Annotated in this window: 19 protein-coding genes; 15 read left to right on the top strand and 4 right to left on the bottom strand. The window is 74.1% G+C overall.

What is annotated here, in order from left to right; all coding sequences use genetic code 11:
- Positions 1 to 58: 58 nt before the first annotated feature.
- Positions 59 to 838: an IclR family transcriptional regulator gene (locus PKE99_RS27590; RefSeq protein ID WP_051737553.1), complete on the bottom strand. Its 780-nt coding sequence runs from the start codon at positions 836 to 838 to the stop codon at positions 59 to 61.
- A 90-nt stretch (positions 839 to 928) separates the two neighbouring features.
- Between PKE99_RS27590 and PKE99_RS27595 the strand changes: the two genes are divergently transcribed.
- The 13 genes from PKE99_RS27595 to PKE99_RS27655 all read left to right on the top strand — a co-directional run bounded on the left by PKE99_RS27595 (position 929) and on the right by PKE99_RS27655 (position 12,834).
- Positions 929 to 3,076 (top strand): malate synthase G, encoded by a 2,148-nt coding sequence (locus tag PKE99_RS27595; protein ID WP_037046853.1) that lies wholly within the window; start codon positions 929 to 931, stop codon positions 3,074 to 3,076.
- Between the two features lie 53 nt (positions 3,077 to 3,129).
- Positions 3,130 to 4,341 (top strand): MFS transporter, encoded by a 1,212-nt coding sequence (locus PKE99_RS27600; protein ID WP_231498238.1) that lies wholly within the window; start codon positions 3,130 to 3,132, stop codon positions 4,339 to 4,341.
- Positions 4,338 to 4,823, top strand: a complete 486-nt coding sequence (locus PKE99_RS27605) for a GNAT family N-acetyltransferase (RefSeq protein ID WP_037046860.1) — start codon at positions 4,338 to 4,340, stop codon at positions 4,821 to 4,823. The genes PKE99_RS27600 and PKE99_RS27605 overlap by 4 nt, the downstream gene beginning before the upstream one ends.
- 152 nt (positions 4,824 to 4,975) lie before the next feature.
- Positions 4,976 to 7,345 carry a hydrogen gas-evolving membrane-bound hydrogenase subunit E gene (mbhE, locus tag PKE99_RS27610; RefSeq protein WP_037047121.1) on the top strand — a complete coding sequence of 790 codons (2,370 nt, stop codon included), beginning with the start codon at positions 4,976 to 4,978 and terminating at the stop codon, positions 7,343 to 7,345.
- The gene (locus tag PKE99_RS27615) at positions 7,342 to 7,896 is read left to right on the top strand and encodes an MnhB domain-containing protein (protein WP_037046863.1); all 555 of its coding nucleotides are present in this window, start codon (positions 7,342 to 7,344) and stop codon (positions 7,894 to 7,896) included. Before mbhE ends, PKE99_RS27615 begins: the two co-directional genes overlap by 4 nt.
- The gene (locus PKE99_RS27620; protein WP_037047122.1) at positions 7,896 to 8,375 is read left to right on the top strand and encodes a Na(+)/H(+) antiporter subunit C; all 480 of its coding nucleotides are present in this window, start codon (positions 7,896 to 7,898) and stop codon (positions 8,373 to 8,375) included. Before PKE99_RS27615 ends, PKE99_RS27620 begins: the two co-directional genes overlap by 1 nt.
- A complete protein-coding gene (locus PKE99_RS27625; protein WP_037046866.1) occupies positions 8,372 to 9,889 on the top strand; it encodes a Na+/H+ antiporter subunit D in 1,518 nt (505 codons plus the stop codon). The genes PKE99_RS27620 and PKE99_RS27625 overlap by 4 nt, the downstream gene beginning before the upstream one ends.
- A 38-nt stretch (positions 9,890 to 9,927) precedes the next feature.
- Positions 9,928 to 10,422, top strand: coding sequence for a Na+/H+ antiporter subunit E (locus PKE99_RS27630; protein WP_037046869.1), 495 nt, complete (start codon positions 9,928 to 9,930; stop codon positions 10,420 to 10,422).
- A gap of 72 nt (positions 10,423 to 10,494) precedes the next feature.
- Positions 10,495 to 10,761 carry an MrpF/PhaF family protein gene (locus PKE99_RS27635; RefSeq protein ID WP_037046872.1) on the top strand — a complete coding sequence of 89 codons (267 nt, stop codon included), beginning with the start codon at positions 10,495 to 10,497 and terminating at the stop codon, positions 10,759 to 10,761.
- Between the two features lie 46 nt (positions 10,762 to 10,807).
- The gene (gene mnhG, locus PKE99_RS27640) at positions 10,808 to 11,170 is read left to right on the top strand and encodes a monovalent cation/H(+) antiporter subunit G (protein WP_037046874.1); all 363 of its coding nucleotides are present in this window, start codon (positions 10,808 to 10,810) and stop codon (positions 11,168 to 11,170) included.
- A 9-nt stretch (positions 11,171 to 11,179) separates the two neighbouring features.
- Positions 11,180 to 11,704 carry a gamma carbonic anhydrase family protein gene (locus PKE99_RS27645; protein WP_037046875.1) on the top strand — a complete coding sequence of 175 codons (525 nt, stop codon included), beginning with the start codon at positions 11,180 to 11,182 and terminating at the stop codon, positions 11,702 to 11,704.
- Positions 11,704 to 12,384: a uracil-DNA glycosylase gene (locus tag PKE99_RS27650; protein ID WP_037046877.1), complete on the top strand. Its 681-nt coding sequence runs from the start codon at positions 11,704 to 11,706 to the stop codon at positions 12,382 to 12,384. The genes PKE99_RS27645 and PKE99_RS27650 overlap by 1 nt, the downstream gene beginning before the upstream one ends.
- Positions 12,385 to 12,543: 159 nt before the next feature.
- Positions 12,544 to 12,834 carry a DUF1540 domain-containing protein gene (locus PKE99_RS27655; protein ID WP_037046879.1) on the top strand — a complete coding sequence of 97 codons (291 nt, stop codon included), beginning with the start codon at positions 12,544 to 12,546 and terminating at the stop codon, positions 12,832 to 12,834.
- Here the strand turns inward: PKE99_RS27655 and PKE99_RS27660 are convergent.
- Positions 12,819 to 13,244: a hypothetical protein gene (locus PKE99_RS27660; RefSeq protein ID WP_037046881.1), complete on the bottom strand. Its 426-nt coding sequence runs from the start codon at positions 13,242 to 13,244 to the stop codon at positions 12,819 to 12,821. The genes PKE99_RS27655 and PKE99_RS27660 overlap by 16 nt on opposite strands.
- A 158-nt stretch (positions 13,245 to 13,402) precedes the next feature.
- Complete coding sequence (gene rpmB, locus PKE99_RS27665) at positions 13,403 to 13,594, bottom strand: 50S ribosomal protein L28 (RefSeq protein WP_037046883.1); 192 nt, start codon at positions 13,592 to 13,594, stop codon at positions 13,403 to 13,405.
- Positions 13,595 to 13,752: 158 nt separating this feature from the next.
- Between rpmB and PKE99_RS27670 the strand changes: the two genes are divergently transcribed.
- On the top strand, positions 13,753 to 15,318 hold the full coding sequence (locus PKE99_RS27670; protein WP_037046885.1) for a DAK2 domain-containing protein: 1,566 nt from the start codon (positions 13,753 to 13,755) through the stop codon (positions 15,316 to 15,318).
- 38 nt (positions 15,319 to 15,356) lie between these two features.
- Positions 15,357 to 17,558 (top strand): ATP-dependent DNA helicase RecG, encoded by a 2,202-nt coding sequence (recG, locus tag PKE99_RS27675; protein ID WP_037047124.1) that lies wholly within the window; start codon positions 15,357 to 15,359, stop codon positions 17,556 to 17,558.
- Positions 17,559 to 17,771: 213 nt separating this feature from the next.
- Here the strand turns inward: recG and PKE99_RS27680 are convergent, their stop codons facing one another.
- Positions 17,772 to 18,473: a hypothetical protein gene (locus PKE99_RS27680; protein WP_156067662.1), complete on the bottom strand. Its 702-nt coding sequence runs from the start codon at positions 18,471 to 18,473 to the stop codon at positions 17,772 to 17,774.
- Positions 18,474 to 18,545: the final 72 nt, after the last annotated feature.

Here is an 18,545-nt window from a genome sequence, read left to right on the forward strand (position 1 = left end):
GGGGAAAGCGTAGGGCGGCACGGGCGCCGCGGCCGTCTCGAATCGGCCGCGGTCAGGGTCAGGCGGTCGCGAGCAGGGTGCCGAGCCGTCGGCCGGCCGCGACGACGAGCGGCGCGATCCGGGCGACGGCGGTGTCGTCCATGCGGGAGAGGGGACCGGACACCGAGACGGCGGCCGATCCGTGCGGTCCGGTCACGGGCGCGGCCACGCACCGCACGCCGGTCTCCTGTTCGCCCTCGTCGAGCACGTAGCCGCGCTCGCGGGCGACGGCCAGCTCGCGGGCGAGCACGTCCGCGTCGGTGATCGTGGTCGGCGTGACGGCGGGGAGGCCGGTGCGCGCGACGACCGCGGCGGCGTCGGCGGGCGGCAGCGCGGACAGCAGCGCCTTGCCGACGCCCGTGCAGTGCACCGGCACCCGTCGCCCGATCTCGGTGAACATCCGCATCTGGTGCGGCGAGGGGACCTGGGCGACGTAGACCGCCCGGTCGCCGTCGAGCACCGCGAGGTTCGCCGTCTCGCCGATCTCGGCGACGAGGTCCGCGAGCACGGGGGTGGCCCACCGGCCGAACTGGCGCGCGGCCGTCTCGCCCAGTCCGACGAGCTTCGGGCCGAGCGTGTAGCGCCGCGAGGGCAGCTGCCGCAGGTAGCCCAGGTCGACGAGGGTGCGCACCAGCCGGTGGATCGTCGCCGGGGCGAGCCCGGTGCGGTCGGCGAGCTCGGACAGCCCGGCCTCGCCGCCCGCCTCCGTCAGCGTCTCGAGCAGCCCGAACGCCCGGGCCAGCGACTGGACGCCGCCCGCACGGGGTACATCGGGCCGGGACGTGGTGCCGTCGGTCACAAGTGCCGACCCTACATTCCATGATGCGGAAACTCCAGTCCGTCTGGTAGAAAAGACGCCGCAGCAGAGTCGAGGAGAGAGGACGCCGCGATGGCCGGCACCGCAGGACTTCAGGTCGATCCCGAGCTCCGGCGGTTCGTGGAGGGCGAGCTGCTGGCGGGCCTGGACCTGACTCCCGAGGCCTTCTGGGGCGCGCTCGCCGACCTGCAGGGGCGCTTCGCCCCGCGGATCGCCGAGCTGCTCGCCCGCCGGGACGAGATCCAGGCGCGGATCGACGCCTGGCACGAGGCCCACGGCCCGGGCGAGGCCGAGGCCTACGAGAAGCTGCTCACCGAGCTGGGCTACCTCCTGCCCGCCGACGAGCCGGCCTCGATCTCGGTCGGCGACGTCGACGCCGAGATCGCCGAGGTCCCCGGCCCGCAGCTGGTCGTCCCGGCCACCGTGCCCCGGTACGCGCTGAACGCGGCCAACGCCCGCTGGGGCTCGCTCTACGACGCCTTCTACGGCACCGACGCGCTGCCGCTGGACCACGAGCTCGCCAAGGGTTACGACGAGAAGCGCGGCGCCCAGGTCATCGCCGCCGCGGACGAGCTGCTCGACGAGCTGTTCCCGCTGGCCCAGGGCTCGCACGCGGACGTCACCGCCTACTCGGGGTCCGAGCAGGGTCTCGTCGCGTTCACCGGGGGCGGCGAGAGCGGGCTGGCCGACGCCGGGCAGTTCGCCGGCTTCCGCGCGCCCGACGGCGAGGGCCGCGCCGCGATCCTGCTGCAGCGCAACGGCCTGCACGTCGAGCTGACGATCGACCCGACGCACCGCGTCGGCCGGCAGCACCACGCGGACGTGGCCGACGTCGTGCTGGAGTCCGCGGTCACCACCATCGTCGACCTCGAGGACTCGGTCGCCACGGTCGACGGCGAGGACAAGGCCCTGGCCTACCGCACCTGGCTCGGCCTGATGACCGGCGAGCTGGTGGCGGAGTTCCAGAAGGGCGGCGAGACCGTCACCCGGCGGGTGCACGGCGACCGCGAGTACACCGGCCCCGACGGATCGCCGCTCACGCTGCCGGGCCGCTCGCTGCTGCTGGTCCGCAACGTCGGCCACCACATGACCACCGACGCCGTGCGCACCGCCGAGGGCGAGGAGATCGCCGAGGGCGTGCTCGACGCGCTGGTCACGGCCACCGCGGCGCAGTACGACCTGCAGGGCAAGGGACGGTTCTCCAACTCCCGCAGCGGGTCGATGTACATCGTCAAGCCCAAGCAGCACGGGCCGGACGAGGTGGCGCTGACCGTCGAGCTGTTCGCCGCCGTGGAGGAGGCCCTCGGCCTGCCCGCGCGCACGCTCAAGATCGGCATCATGGACGAGGAGAAGCGCACCAGCGTGAACCTCGCGAGCGCGATCGCGGCCGCCGCCGACCGGGTCATCTTCGTCAACACCGGCTTCCTCGACCGCACCGGCGACGAGATCCACACCTGCTTCGCGGCCGGCCCGGTGATCCCCAAGGGCGACATGAAGTCGTCGACCTGGCTCAACGCCTACGAGGACCGCAACGTCGACGTCGCGCTCGCCTCCGGGTTCGCGCACACGGCCCAGATCGGCAAGGGCATGTGGGCCAAGCCCGCTGCGATGGCCGACATGCTGGAGCAGAAGGGCGCCCAGCCGCAGCAGGGCGCCAACTGCGCGTGGGTGCCCTCGCCGACCGCCGCCACCCTGCACGCGCTGCACTACCTGCGCACGGACGTGCACGCCGTCCAGGAGGACATCGCGAAGCGGGCCGTGACCGACCGCGAGAAGCTGCTCGTGCTGCCGATCCTCACCGGGGAGCTCACCGACGAGCAGAAGACCCACGAGCTGGAGACGAACGCGCAGTCGATCCTCGGCTACGTCGTCCGCTGGGTGGGCCTGGGCATCGGCTGCTCCACGGTGCCGGACCTCGAGGGCGTCGGGCTGATGGAGGACCGGGCGACGCTGCGGATCTCCAGCCAGCTCATCGCGAACTGGCTGCACCACGGCGTGGTCGAGGAGAAGACCGTCCGGGACACCTTCGCCCGCATGGCCGCCCTGGTCGACGAGCAGAACGCCAACGAGCCCGGCTACCCGCCGATGGCCAAGGACCTCGAGGGCAGCGAGAGCTTCCAGGCCGCCCTGGAGCTCGTCTTCACCGGCCGCACCGAGCCCAACGGCTACACCGAGCGCGTGCTCACCACCTGGCGGCAGAAGGCCAAGCAGCGCGGATGAGGTCTGCGTCTCCCCAGGGAACGCGGCCCGGCGGCGACGGGTTGGTCCCCGACGTGGGAGGACGGACGAGGTCCTGGGCGCGCGTCGCGGCGGTGCTGTTCGCCATCGGCTACGGCGCGAACCAGTTCAGCCCGCTCATGGTCGTGTACCGCGAGCAGGGGCACTACTCGGCCACGGTGGTCGCGGCGTTCTTCGGCGTCTACGTGGCCGGGCTCGCCCCGGGCCTGCTCCTCGGGGGCCCGCTGTCGGACCGGCTCGGCCGACGGCGGGTCCTGCTGCCGGCGCTGGTCGCGTCGGTGCCGGCGAGCGCGGTCCTCGCCGCCGGGGCCTTCTCCGAGGCGCTGCTGTTCACGGGGCGGTTCCTGTTCGGCGTGGTCACCGGCGTGGCCATGGCCGTCGGGACGACGTGGGTCAAGGAGCTCTCGCAGGCCCCGTTCGACCCCGAGGCGGACCCGGGCTCCGGCGCCCGCCGCGCCGCGCTCGCGCTCTCCGCGGGGTTCGGCGTCGGTCCGGTGGTCGGCGGCGTCCTGGCCCAGTGGGCGCCGCTGCCGATGGAGCTGCCCTACCTGGTGCACATCGTGCTCACCCTCCCGGTGATCGCGCTGGTCGTCCGCGCACCCGAGACGCGGCTGCCGGAGACGGCGCCCCGGCGGTCGCTCCTCGCGGACCTGAAGGTGCCGGCGGTGGCGCACCCGCGCTTCCGCGGCCTGGTGCTGCCGCTGGCGCCGTGGGTCTTCGCCGGTCCCGCGCTGTCCTTCGCGGTGCAGCCGGCCGCCCTCGGGGCGGAGCGCACGGCCGGCTTCGGGCTGATCTTCGCCACCGGGCTCACGGCCGTGACGCTGTCGGCGGGCATCGCCATCCAGTCCGCCGCCCGCCGGCTCGACGCCCGCGCCCCGCTCGCCGGCGCCCGGCTCGGCCTCGCGCTGATCGTCGTCGGGACCCTGGTCTCCGCGGGCACGGCGCTGACCGGTTCGCTGGTCGTGGCGTTCGTCGCGTCGGCGGTCCTCGGCGGGGCCTACGGCATCTCGCTGGTCTCCGGGCTGCTGGAGGTGCAGCGGATCGCCGAGCCGGCGCACCTGGCCGGGCTGACCGCCGTCTTCTACACGCTGACCTACGGCGGGTTCCTGTTGCCGGTGGTCCTGGCGCCGCTCGCCGTCCACGTGCCGTACGCGGTGCTGCTCGTGGTGGTGGCCGCGGTCGCCGCCGTGTGTCTCGCGATGCTGGTCGCGGCCGGCCGCCGCACGCGGGCCACGGTCGCGGCATGACGCTCGACCTCCGCGCCACCGCCTTCGACCATCCCGACGCGCAGCGGCTGATCGCCGCGGTCCAGCAGGTCTACGTCGAGCGCTACGGCGGCCAGGACGGGACGCGCACCGACCCCGCGGAGTTCGCCGCCCCGCACGGGCTCTTCCTCGTGGGCTACGCCGAGGGCGTGCCGGTCGCGTCGGGCGGCTGGCGGGTGCGCGACGCCGAGGCGGGCGATCCCGAGGTCCGGGACGGCGACGCCGAGATCAAGCGGATGTTCGTGGTCCCGGAGGCCCGGGGGAGGGGGCACGCCCGCGCGGTGCTCGCCGCGATCGAGCAGTCGGCTGCCGCGGCCGGGCGGCGCCGGATGATCCTCGAGACGGGCACGAAGCAGCCGGAGGCGGTCGCGCTCTACCGCAGCTCCGGCTACGCGCCGATCGTGCGGTTCGGGATCTACCGGAACGAACCGGACAGCCTCTGCTTCGCCAAGATCATCGCCTGAGCGGCGGGGCCCGCCGGGCCGACCAGTAGGATCGGTGTCGGCGCCGGTTTCCGGCGCACCCTGTCCGAAGCTCGTCAACGACCCGACGCACCCTGAGCCGGGCCGCTCCCTTGAGCATGCGCGCCGCACGGGTGTCGCGGGACGGAGGTGTCTTGCTCGCGCTCGTCGTCGCCCATCTCGTGGTGGCCGCCGTGCTGCCCCTGGTGTCGCGGCGCAGCCGGCGTGCCGCCTTCGGGGTCGCCGCGGTCCTCCCCGCCGCCACGCTGGTCTGGGGGTTCGCCCACCTCGATGCGGCGCTCGGGCCCGGCCTCGAGGAGACGGTGACCTGGTCCGCGGCGTTGGACCTCGAGCTCGGGTTCCGGCTCGACGCGCTGGGCCTGGTCATGATCGTGCTGGTCGGCGGGCTCGGGGCGCTGATCCTGGCCTACAGCGCGTGGTACTTCGGCAAGGACAGCCGGGACGCCCCACGGAACTCGGCGCTGCTGCTCGCGTTCGCCGGGGCGATGCTCGGCCTCGTCCTGGCGGACGACCTGCTCACCCTCTACGTCTTCTGGGAGCTGACGTCGATCGCGTCGTTCCTGCTGGTCGGGCAGGGCGGCCTGCACCGGGCCAACCGGCGCGCGGCCGTGCAGGCGCTGCTGGTCACGGTGTTCGGCGGGCTCGCGATGCTGCTGGGGATCGTGTTCGTGGGCGAGTCCGCGGGCACCTACCGGATCTCGGAGATCGTCGCCGCGCCGCCGCCGGGCGGGGTGGCCGCCACCGGCGTCGCGCTGATCCTTGTCGGCGCGCTCACCAAGTCCGCCCAGGCGCCGTTCCACCCCTGGCTCCCCGCGGCGATGGCCGCGCCCACGCCGGTGAGTGCCTACCTGCACGCCGCGTCGATGGTGAAGGCCGGCGTGGTGCTGGTGGGCCGGCTCTCCCCGGGCTTCGCCGACCGGGCCGAGTGGTGGGTGCCGATCGCCGTGCTGGGGCTGGTCACGATGCTGATCGGCGGCTGGCGGGCACTGCACGAGACGGACCTGAAGCGGCTGCTGGCCTTCGGCACGGTGAGCCAGCTCGGCTTCCTCATGGTGCTGTTCGGCTCCGGCGACCGGATCGGCGAGGTCGCGGCGCTGACCATGCTGCTGGCCCACGGCCTGTTCAAGGCGCCGCTGTTCATGGTCGTCGGGATCGTCGACAAGGTCACCGGCACCCGGGAGGTCGGCGCGCTGTCCGGGCTCGGGCGCAGGCTGCCGGGGCTCGCCGTGGCCGCGGTCCTGGCCGCGGCGTCCATGGCCGGGGTGCCGTTCCTGCTCGGGTTCCTGGGCAAGGAGGCGGCGTTCGAGGCGTTCGTGCACCAGGGAGGCGCCCGCGGGTGGGTCCTCGCGCTCGGCCTGCTCGCCGGGTCGGTCCTCACCGTCGCCTACTCCGCGCGCTTCCTGTGGGGCGCCTTCGCCGACAAGCCCGGCGTCGAGCCCGTCGACCCCAGGCGGCCCGCCGCGGGCCTGCTCGCGCCGACCTGGACGGCCGCGATCGCCGGGCTGGTGCTCGGGTCCGTCCCGCCGCTGGTGAACGCCCTGGCCCAGCCCTACGCCGAGGCCTACCCGGCCACCGACGCGACCGAGGCGGACTACCACCTCGCGCTCTGGCACGGGCTCTCGCTGCCGCTGCTGTTCTCCGTGGTCGCGCTGGCCGGCGGCCTCGCGCTGCACGTCGGTCGCGACCGGATCACCGGCGTGCACCGGGCGTTGCGCCATCCGCTGTCCGCGCAGCGCGGCTACGAGACCGCCGTGGCCGGGCTGGAGCGGGCCGCCACCCAGGTCACCGGTCGCGTGCAGGTCGGTTCGCTGCCCGTCTACCTGGGCGTCCTGCTGTGCACGGTGCTCGTCCTGCCGGGCGTCGCGCTGGTCACCGGCGGGACCTGGCCGCAGGACCAGTCGCTCGTGTCGTCGCTGCTGCAGCTCCCGCTCGGCCTGATCGTGGTGGCCGCGGCCCTCGCCCTGACCCGGGTCCGCCGGCGGTTCACCGCCGTCCTGCTGGTCGGCGCGATCGGCTACGGGATCGGCGGGCTGTTCGTCGTCGACGGGGCGCCGGACCTCGCACTGGCGCAGTTCCTGGTCGAGACGCTCACGCTGGTGGCCTTCGTGTTCGTGCTGCGCCGGCTGCCGGCGCACTTCGATACCCAGAACGGCACCGGCTCCTCGCCCGACGCGAAGCCCCACCGGGGTGTCCAGCTGCGGAAGGCCGCCCTCGCCACCGTGACGGGCGTGTTCGTCGCGGTCGCGGGCGTGGTCCTCACCGGCGCACGACAGCAGCCTCCCGCCGCCAGCGGCGAGTTCGTGGCCCGCGCCCCGGAGGCCGGGGCGGACAACGTCATCGCGGCGATCCTCGTCGACTTCCGCGCGCTGGACACCGTCGGCGAGATCACCGTGCTGCTCATCGCCGCGGCCGGTACGGCGAGCCTCGTGCTCGCCACCCGCTTCGACCGGAAACGCGAGGCCGGCGGCGGCACCCCCGAGCACGAGAGGGAGGTCCTCGGATGAGCAACCGCGAACCGGTGCCGTTCGCGCAGTGGGACGAGCCGGAGGGGGAGTGGACGCTGCCCGGGGCCTGTCCCGTCCGCTCCAACCGCACTCTGATGCTGGAGGCCGCCGCCCGCTTCCTCTTCCCCACCGTGCTGGTCTTCTCGGTCTACCTGCTGATCGTGGGGCACTACGCGCCCGGGGGCGGGTTCCCCGGCGGTTTGGTGGCCGGGCTGGCCTTCGTGCTGCGCTACATCGCCGGCGGCGAGTCGGAGGGCGCCGAGATCGGCTCGCGGTTCGTCGTGCGCCCGCCGGTACTCATGGGGCTCGGCCTGCTGGTCGCCGTGGTGTCCGCGCTCGCGCCGGCGGCCTTCGGCGCCCCGGTACTGGCCAGCGCGAAGGTGTCCTTCGACATCCCGCTGATCGGCACCGTCGACCTCGTCTCCAGCTTGCTGATCGACATCGGTGTGTACCTGCTGATCATCGGCGTGGTGCTCGACCTGCTGCGCTCGCTGGGCAGCGGGATCGAGCGGGACGCCCGGGAGGCGGCCGGAGAGGAGGCCGGTCCGTGATCACGATCAACGTGACGATGGCGGTCGTGCTGGCCGTCCTCTACTCCGTGGGCTTCTATCTGCTGCTGCAGCGGTCGCTGATGCGGATCCTGATCGGCATCGTGGTGCTCGGGCACGGCGCCAACCTGCTGCTGCAGCTCGCCGGCGGACCGCCTGCACGCGCGCCCGTCCTGGGCACCGCCCTGCCCGAGGAGTTCGCCGACCCGCTCCCGCAGGCCCTCGCCCTGACGGCCATCGTGATCACGTTCGCGCTCACCACCTACCTGCTGGCCCTGGGCTACCGCAGCTGGGTGCTCACCGGCCGGGACGAGGTCCAGGACGACCTCGAGGACCGCCGCGTCGCCGAGCGGCAGCGTCCCGAGGGCTCGATGGAGGCGGACGCCGAGGGCCCGGACGACGAGGAGGATCCCGGCTCCGCGGCCGCCTCCGACCGGACGGACGAGCCCGCCGAGGTCTCCGGGAGCGGGGCGGCCCGGTGAGCACGCTCGTCACGCTGCCCGTCCTGCTGCCCATCCTGGGCGCGGCCCTGACGGTGCTGGCCGCCCGCTCGGCGCGGACCCAGCGGCTGATCGGGATCGTGGTCCTCGCCGCGGTCTCGGTCGTGGCCGCGGTGCTGCTGGTCGCCGCGGACCGGACCGGCCCCGTCGTCGCCGAGCTGGGCGGCTGGCCCGCGCCCGTCGGGATCGTCCTGGTGGCGGACCGGCTCTCCGCGCTGCTGCTGCTGATCTCGACCGTCGTCACGCTCGCGGTGCTGGTCTACGCGATCGGCCAGCGGATCTCCGACTACGGCCGGGAGACGGCCAGCACCACGTTCCACCCGATCTTCCTGCTGCTCTCGACGGGCGTGTCGCTGGCCTACCTCACCGGCGACCTGTTCAGCCTGTTCGTGGCGTTCGAGATCATGCTGGCGGCGTCGTACGTGCTGATCACCCGCCGCACCAACGCCTCCCGGATCCGCTCCGGGATGACGTACGTGATCATCTCCCTCACGTCGTCGCTGCTGTTCCTCACCACGATCGCGCTGGTCTACGCGGCCACCGGCACGGTCAACCTGGCCGACCTCGCCGGCCGGGTGGCTGCGCTGCCGGAGGGGCTGCGGACGCTGTTGTCGATGCTCACGATCGTCACGTTCGGGATCAAGGCGGCGATGGTGCCGCTGCACTTCTGGCTGCCGGACAGCTACCCCAACGCGCCGGCGCCGGTCACCGCGCTGTTCGCGGGCCTGCTGACCAAGGTCGGCGTGTACGCGCTGCTGCGCACCCAGACGCTGGTCTTCCCCGGCACCGGTCCGTCGACCGTGCTCCTGGTGCTGGCCGTGCTGACGATGGTCGTGGGCGCGCTCGGCGCGCTGGCCCAGGACGACCTCAACCGGTTGCTGTCCTTCCTGCTCGTCAGCCACATCGGCTTCATGCTGTTCGGCCTCGCCGTGTACGACGCCCGGGGCGCGGGCGGCACGGCGCTCTACATCGTCCACCACATCACCGTGCAGGCCACGCTGTTCCTGGTCAGCGGCCTGATCACGCGCCGGACGGGCACGGTCTCGATCGACGCGATGGGCGGGCTGGCGAGACGCTCGCCGGCGCTGGCCGTGCTCTTCGCGGTTCCGGCGCTCACCCTCGCCGGCATCCCGCCGACGTCGGGCTTCGTCGCGAAGCTCGCGCTCCTGCAGGCCGGGGCCACCGGTGGGGCGGCCACGGCCGTCGTCGCCGGGTTCGTGGTGCTCGCCAGCCTGCTCACGCTCTACGCCATGGTCCGGGTCTGGGTGCGGGTGTTCTGGGGCACCGAGAAGGAGCCGCTGCCCGACCCGGACCCGACGGACGAGCTGGTCGTCGGCACCGCCCGGGCCTCCCGGCCGATGTACGCCGCCACCGTCGCCCTGGTCGCCGTGAGCACCGCGATCGCCGTCGCGGCGGGGCCGCTGTCCGCGATCACCGAGCAGGCGGGCGCGGACCTGATGGCCCGCACGCCCTACATCGAGGCGGTGCTGGGATGAGGGGGCTGCGATGAGGGGGCTGGGATGAGGGGGCTGCGATGACCGTGCTGCGCCGCTGGCCGCAGGTGCTCTGGCTGACCGTCGTCTGGGTCCTCCTCTGGGGCACGATCTCGGTGAAGATCGTGATCGGCGGGGTCCTGGTGGCGGTCGCCGTGACCGCGCTGTTCCCCCTGCCGCTGCTGCCGCGGCTGCCCTTCCGGCCGTGGGCGCTGCTGCAACTCGGCGGCCATCTGCTGGCCGACCTGGTGGTCTCCGGCGCGCAGGTCGCCTGGGAGACGCTCCGGTACGGCCCGGGCGCGCGGGCGGGGATCGTCGCCGTGCCGCTGCTGACGGAGTCCGAGCGGATCACGACCTTCGTCGCCGCCGCGACGGCACTGACCCCGGGAAGCGTGGTGCTGCAGATCGACCGGGCGGGCGGCCGCCTGTACGTGTACACGCTGGGCCTGCGCGGGCCGGCCGACGCCACGCGCGTGCGCCGGCAGATGGAGCGGCTGCAGGACCGGATGATGCGAACCCTGGGGGAGAAGCGATGACCGCCGCCGACGTACTTCTTCCCGCGGAGGCGGCATGAACCCCGCCGACGTACTTCTTCCCGCGGAGGCGGCATGAACATCGTGTTCGCGCTGGTCCTCGGCATGCTCGCGGCGGCGGCGTTGGTCACCGTCGCGCGCGTGCTGCGCGGGCCGGGCACGCTGGACCGGGTCGCCGCGCTCGACGTGTTCGTGGTCCTGATCGTCGCCGCCTCGGCGGTCTACATCGCCATCTACCGCGACGGGTCGACGATCCCGCTGATGGCGGCCGTCGCGCTCGTCGGGTTCGTGGGGTCGGTCACCGCGGCCCGGCTCGTCGAGCGCTGGGAGCGGCACCGGTGAACGGGCAGGTGGTCCGCGCCGACGTACTCGTTCCCGTGGAGGCGCCTTGATCACCGACGTCGTGTCGGCCGTGTTCCTGCTGCTCGGCGCGTTGTCCTGCCTGCTCGGCGCGCTCGGGTTGGTCCGGCTGCCCGACCTGCCGGCCCGGCTGCAGGCCGCGACCAAACCGCAGACCCTCGGTCTGCTGCTGATCCTGCTGGGCACGGCGATCCGGCTGGAGTTCGAGAACGCCGCCACGCTGATCCTGGTGATCCTGTTCCAGGCCGTCACCGCCCCGGTGATCTCGCAGATCGTGGCCCGCTCGGCCTACCGGACGGGCACCCTCGACCGGGACGCCCTCGTCGTCGACGAGCTGGCGGAACGGATGGAGCGCGAGGCCCGGGAGGGCGGGCCCGCCGGGCGAAAGTAGGCTCCGACCGTGGCTGTCTACGCGCTCGGTGACGTCGAACCCGACATCCATCCCGAGGCCTACGTCCACCCGGACGCGGTCGTGATCGGGAACGTGAAGCTGGGGGCGCAGGCGTCGGTGTGGCCGACCGCCGTGCTCCGCGGCGACGACGGATACATCGTGGTCGGCGAGCGCACCAGCATCCAGGACGGCTCGATCATCCACACCACGGCCCGGCAGCCCACGCTGATCGGCAACGACTGCACCGTGGGGCACAACGTGCACATCGAGGCCGCCGACATCGCCGACAAGGTGCTGATCTCGTCGGGCTCGGTCGTGCTCAACGGCTCGACGATCGGCGAGGGCGCGATCGTCGCCGCGGGTGCCGTCGTCTCGCCCGACGCCGTGATCCCGCCCCGCCGGATGGCGCTCGGCATCCCGGCGCGCGTGCGCGAGGGCTACGAGGTGCCGGAGGACCGGTTCCAGTACGCGGTGGACTCGTACGTGGAGCGGGGCAAGCGGTTCCGCGCCGAGCTGCGCCGGCTGGACGTCTGATGGCCGCCAAACCGCTGGCCGAGGTCGTCGAGGAGGGCTGGGCGCACGCGCTCGAGCCCGTCGCGCCCGTCGTGGCGGAGATGGGGGCGTTCCTGCGCGCGGAGCTCGCCGCCGGCCGGAAGTACCTGCCCGCCGGCGCGAACGTCCTGCGGGCCTTCCAGCAGCCGTTCGACGAGGTCCGGGTGCTGATCGTGGGCCAGGACCCCTACCCCACGCCGGGGCACGCCGTCGGGCTGTCCTTCTCGGTGTCCGCCGACACCCGCCCGCTGCCGCGCTCCCTGATCAACATATTCAAGGAGTACCAGGAGGACCTGGGGCTGCCGCTGCCGTCGTCGGGCGACCTCACGCCGTGGACGAAGCAGGGCGTGCTGCTGCTCAACAGGTGCCTCACGGTCGAGCCCGGCTCGCCCGGCTCGCACCGCGACAAGGGCTGGGAGGCGGTCACCGAGCAGGCGATCCGCGCGCTGGTCGAGCGGGACGCGGAGCCGCTGGTGGCGATCCTGTGGGGGCGGGACGCGCGCAACCTCGCGCCGCTGCTCGTCGACGTCCCGATCATCGAGTCGGCCCACCCGAGCCCGATGTCGGCGGACCGCGGTTTCTTCGGCTCGCGGCCCTTCAGCCGGGCCAACGACCTGCTCGAGGAGATCGGCGGGGACCCCGTCGACTGGCGCCTGCCGTAACCCGGGCGCGTGTGTCCTGGATCACAATCTTCGCGGGGTGCGCGAGGTTTGCCCGGATCGCGCCGCACGTCGCCCGGGCTTCTGAAGCGGGCCTCACCCGCGATGAGGCAAGCCTGGATCCGGTGGCGGCCCGCGCAGGGCGGCGCCAGGCTCGACGCCATGACCACCACCCAGGACATGCCCCAGGTGCAGGCCTGTTCCGTCGGTTCCTGTTCCTACAACCAGGACTCCGACTGCCACGCCGGGGCGATCACCATCGCCGGCGACCACGCGCACTGCGGCACCTTCGTCGAGATCTCGTTCCGCGGCGGGCTCGGCCGCAACGGCATGGTCGGCGCCTGCCACCGCTCCGAGTGCCGGCACAACGAGAACCTCGAGTGCACCGCCCCGTCCGTCGAAATCGGGAAGGACCAGGACGTCGCGGACTGCCTGACCTACGAGGCCAGGTAGTCGACCGCGTCGATCGGCTCCGCCGCGACGGCGCCCTGCCGGTCGGTGCGCAGCGCGCCGTCCGCCAGCGCCAGCGCCGCCACCGGGTCGGCGTCCTCCACCAGCACCGCACGGTCCGGCCGGGCGAGCCGCCGGGCCGCGCGCAGCACCAGCCGCCGCTGCGGGGCGTCCAGGCCGTCCGTGAGGCGGTCGACCAGCACGAGCGCGGCATCGGAGGCGGCGGCGCGCTCGATCATGGCCATGCGCTCCGCCAGCGGATCCGCCACGCGGGCCGTGAGGCGCAGGGCGCCGGTCTCGTGCCCGTCGGCACACCGGGCCCGGTCCTCGTCCAGCGCGTACATGAGCCGGCGCCGGGCCACGGCCGGGCCCAGGATCACCGTCACCTCGCCGAGCGGCAGTCGCAGCCCCACCGGCAGGCCTCCCTCAGGTCGACGTCGACTGAGGTGAGGCTAACCCTCCTACCCGGTCCGGGTCGAGGTCTCCTCGGCCACACCCGGGGCGCACGACGACGGGGCGGCCTCCTCGGTGGAGGAGGCCGCCCCGTTCGTGTCTCGCGGGTCGCTCGCCGTCAGGCGCGCGCGACCTTGCCCGCCTTGAGGCAGGAGGTGCACACGTTCAGGCGCTGACGGTTGCCACCGTCGACCTTGGCGCGCACGGTCTGGATGTTCGGGTTCCAGCGACGGTGGGTACGGCGGTGCGAGTGCGAGACGGACATGCCGAAGCCCGGACCCTTGCCGCAGACGTCGCAGACGGCAGCCACGTCGGACACTCCTCGGGGTAGACAGACAACGATGCGAGGCCCGGGTCGCCCCGGGCACGTGTCGTCCAGGGTAACCGCCCGTCCGGCGGCCCTCCCACCGGCCCCCCGCCCGCGACGGACCGCGATCGCCCGACGCGCCCGCTCGCTAGGGTGAACGCGTGCCCCCGACGCTCGACGCCGCCCTGCTCCGGCGCTGGGCCGCCGCCGCCGTGGCGGGGCTCGACCGGCACCGCGGCGAGCTCGACGGGATCAACGTCTTCCCGGTCGCCGACGCGGACACCGGCACCAACATGCTCCTCACCATGCGGGCCGGCGCCGACGCCGTCGACCAGGGGTCCGGCGACGCCGCGGAGATCGCCGCGGCGCTGGCCAAGGGCGCGCTGCGCGGCGCCCGCGGGAACTCCGGGACCATCCTCTCCCAGCTGCTGCGCGGGCTCGCCGAGGCGCTCGGCGCGGGCGAGGACCTCGCGGGCGCGCTGCGCCGGGCCTCCGAGCTGGCCACCGCCGCGGTCGCCGAGCCGCGCGAGGGCACCATGCTCACCGTCATCGCCGCCGCGGCCGAGGCGGCCGCCGAGCTCGGCGGGGACCCGGTCGCGGTCGCCGACGCCGCGCACGCGGCCGTCGCGCGCACCACCGGCCAGCTCGCCGAGCTGAGCCGGGCCGGGGTGGTCGACGCGGGCGGGCTCGGCGTCGCCGTGGTGCTCGACGCCCTGGTCGAGGCCTGCGCGGGCCGGGTCCCGGAGCGCTCGCGGGTGGTCGTCCGGGACCGGGCGGCGCTCACCGCGGCCCGCGAGTCCGGGTCGGAGCAGTACGACAGCGAGGTCATGTACCTCCTCGACCGGACCACGGACGACGCGGTGACCGCCCTGCGCGCCCGGCTCACCTCGCTCGGGGACTCCGTGGTCGTCGTCGGCGACGGGTCCGGGACCTGGAACGTGCACGTCCACTGCACGGACGTCGGTGCGGCGATCGAGGCCGGGATCGAGGCGGGCCGGCCGCACCGGGTCACCGTCATGCGCTTCGACGACCGCCCGCCCGAGCCCGAACGCCCCACCTTCCGGCGGTCGCGCGCGGTGCTGATGATCGCCTCGGGGGCCGGGGTGGCCGAGCTCGCCCGCGCGGCCGGGGCGGACGTGCTGGAGACCCGGCCCGGGCACACCGTCTCCGGCAGGGAGCTGGCCGACTCCGTCGAGGCCACCGGCGCCGCGCACGTCGCCCTCATGACCTGCGACGTCGGCCTGCTCGACCTGGCCTCCCGGGTCGCCGGCGCGGCGCGGGACGAGGGCCGCGAGGTGGTCGTCGTCCCCACGACGTCCGTGCCGCAGGGCCTCGCCGCCCTCGCCGTGCACGACCTGTCCCGCAACGCCGCCGACGACGTCGTCGCCATGGCCGAGGCCGCCGCCGGCACCCGGACCGGCGGGCTCGTGGTGGCGGAGGCGGAGGCCCTCACCTGGGTCGGCCGGTGCGCACCGGGGGAGGTGCTCGGGATGAGCGAGGGCGAGGTCGTGCTGATCGCCCCCGACCTGACTGTCGGTGCCCTGTGGTTGGCTCACCGCATGCTGACTCCGGGTGGTGAGCTCGTCACCGCGCTGTTGGGGGCGGACGCCCCCGAGGAGCTGGGCAGCGGCCTGGCCGAGGACCTGCGCCGCACCCACCCGGAGGTCGACGTCGTGGTCTACCGCGGTGGCCAGGTGGACTTCCCGCTGGTGCTGGGGGTGGAGTAGTGGTGGCTCCCGAGAGGATCGACACGCCGAGGATCGACATGGACACCCGGCTGATCGACGTGATCGGCAGGACCTCGGCGAACGCGCTGGGCGGCAAGCTCGAGCTGCACACCGTCGGCGACCTGGTGCGGCACTACCCGCGCCGGTACGTCGAGCGCGGCAAGCTCACCGACATCGCCGGGCTCGCGGTGGGCGAGTACGTCACGGTGATCGCCACGGTGCAGGCGGCGACCACCCGTCCGATGCGCACCCGGCGCGGGAAGCTGATGAACTGCACGATCCGGGACGCCAAGGGCGCCACCCTGTCGTGCACCTTCTTCAACGCGCAGAAGGTGCAGTCCTTCATCCAGGTCGGGCGCACGCTGATGTTCTCCGGCACGGTCTCGGTCTTCCGCACCGGCCGGCAGACCACGCTGCAGCTCACCCACCCGGAGTTCGAGGAGCTGGAGGAGGACGCCGAGGACCGGCCGTACATCTCCATCTACCCGGCCACCAAGGGCGTCCGGTCCCAGGCCATCGCCCGCAGCGTCCGCCAGGTGCTCGCGCTGCTCGACGACCCGACCGACCCGCTGCCCGAGGACCTGCGGCACGAGCACGAGCTCATGCCGCTGGGCGCCGCGCTGCGCAAGATCCACGTGCCGCAGTCCGAGGCGGACCGGCACGCGGCGAAGGGCCGGCTGGTGTGGGACGAGGCGTTCGGCGTCCAGCTCGCACTGTCACTGCAGCGGGAGCGGGCGATGCACCGGCCCGCGGCGCCGTCGCCGCGCAAGGCGGGCGGGCTGCTCGAGGCGTTCGACGCGAACCTGCCGTTCCCGCTCACCGCCGGGCAGAAGTCGGTGGGCGAGGAGATCGCCGAGGACCTCGGCCGGCCACTGCCGATGAACCGGCTCGTGCAGGGGGACGTCGGCGCGGGCAAGACCGTCGTCGCGCTGCGGGCGATGCTGCAGGTCGTCGACAACGGCCGGCAGGCCGCCATGCTGGCGCCCACGGAGGTGCTGGCCACCCAGCACGCGCGGTCGCTGCGGGCGATGCTCGGGCCGCTCGGCAACGGCGGCGAGCTCGGCTCGTCGGACGGGGCCACGAGGATCACGCTGCTCACCGGCTCGATGTCCACGGCGGAGCGGCGGCAGGCGCTGCTGGACATCCAGTCCGGGGCCGCGGGGATCGTCGTCGGGACGCACGCGATCATCGAGGACACGGTGGGCTTCGCCGAGCTCGGCCTCGTGGTGGTCGACGAGCAGCACCGCTTCGGCGTCGAGCAGCGGGACGCACTGCGGGGCCGCGGCGAGCGCACCCCGCACCTGCTGGTCATGACGGCCACGCCGATCCCGCGGACCGTCGCCATGACGGTGTACGGCGACCTGGAGGTCTCGGCGCTCACCGAGCTGCCCAAGGGCCGGTCACCGATCAGGACCACGGTCGTGCCGGCCGGGGAGAAGCCGAGCTGGCTGGAGCGGGTCTGGGCGCGCATCCGCGAGGAGGTCGCGGCGGGCCACCAGTGCTACGTCGTGTTCCCGCGGGTGGGCGGGGAGTACGCCACGGCGTCGAAGAAGAAGGGCCGGGACCCGGAGGACGCCGACGATCCGGACGACGCCGGGGCGGACGGGGACGACGGCGAGCGCCGCCCACCGCTGGCGGTGCTCGACATCGGGCCCAAGCTGGCCGAGGGACCGCTGGCGGGGCTGCGGATCGGGATCCTGCACGGCAAGCTGCCGGCGGACGAGAAGGACGCGGTCATGCGCGCGTTCGACGCCGCCGAGCTCGACGTCCTCATGGCCACCACGGTGATCGAGGTGGGCGTCGACGTCCCCAACGCCACCGGGATGATCATCATGGATGCGGACCGGTTCGGGCTCTCCCAGCTGCACCAGCTCCGCGGCCGCGTCGGTCGTGGCTCGGCGCCCGGGGTGTGCCTGCTGGTCACGGACATGCCGGGCGGCACCACGGCCCGCGAGCGGCTCGACGCCATCGCCTCCACCACGGACGGGTTCGAGCTCGCGCGGCTGGACCTGGAGCTGCGCCGGGAGGGCGACATCCTCGGCTCCTCGCAGTCCGGGCGGCGCTCGGGGCTCAAGCTGCTGTCGCTGCTGCGGCACGAGAAGGTCATCTCCGCGGCGCGGCTCTCCGCGACCCGGCTCGTCGCCTCCGACCCCGGCCTCGGGAACCACCCCGGCCTCCGCGCCCTCGTCGCCGAGACGGTGGGGGACGAGGAGGCCGCCGCCTACCTCGACAAGGTGTAGCCCGCCGGACCCCCCGCGAGTCGCGAGTTCGTGCACCGCGAGTCGGGAGTTCCGGCAGCGCGAGTCGGGAGTTCCGGCAGCGCGAGTCGGGAGTTCCGGCAGCGCGAGTCGGGAGTTCCGGCAGCGCGAGTCGGGAGTTCCAGCAGCGCGAGTCGGGAGTTCCTGCACCGCGAGTCGGCAGTTCTCGGTGCCCCGGACCGCCGACTCGCGCGGCTACGCGCTGAGTTGGCCCCGGCCCTCGTTCTCCAGTGCGGCCACGGCGGCGCGCGGCAGGTGCACCACACCCGCCTTCTCGAGCCGGGCCAGCTCGGACCGGGCCATCGCGTACGCGGCGAGCCGCTCGGCGTCGTTGTCCGAGTCCCGTGCGGTGGTGAGCAGCTTGATCGCCCGCTCCACCGACGCGCGCTCCGAGGCCGACAGCGAGGAGTGCCGGATCCGCTCGGCCGCGTCGCGCGCGGCCTCCCACGCCCGCACCGCCCGGTCGACGGCCGCGACGAACATCTCCGCGTGGTGGCGGTCCGCGGGCCGGTGGTCGGTGTCGAGCGCCTGGGCCTCGGCGAACGCCTCGACGAACCGCCCGGTGCTGGGCACCGAGACGTCCGCGAGGGCGGGCAGCCGCAGCACGGCCATCGGGTCGCACTCGTAGGCCGTGTACTCCTCGCGCAACAGGTCGAACCGCGCCCGGGCCTGCGCCCACGGCGGCGCCGGCGGGGCCTGCGGGCGGGGCGCCGCGGCCGGCGGCGGCGGGATCGGACGGCGCCGCCCGGCCCGGTGTGCGGTGATCGCGACGACGGCGAGCAGGAACAGGGGGGAGAAGGACACCGCGGCGAAGGCGGTCGCGGCCGCGGCGCTGCCCACCAGCCCCACGAGCAGGATGATCAGCGGGAGCGCGATCCACGGCGACGGCACGGCCATCCCGGGGCGGTACGGACCGTGGTGCCGGTGCGGCGGTCCCGACGCCATCCGGCGCACGCGTCGCGCGGTCCG

It is taken from the genome of Pseudonocardia halophobica, from assembly GCF_027922425.1.
GTDB classification, from domain to species: Bacteria; Actinomycetota; Actinomycetes; order Mycobacteriales; family Pseudonocardiaceae; genus Pseudonocardia; species Pseudonocardia halophobica.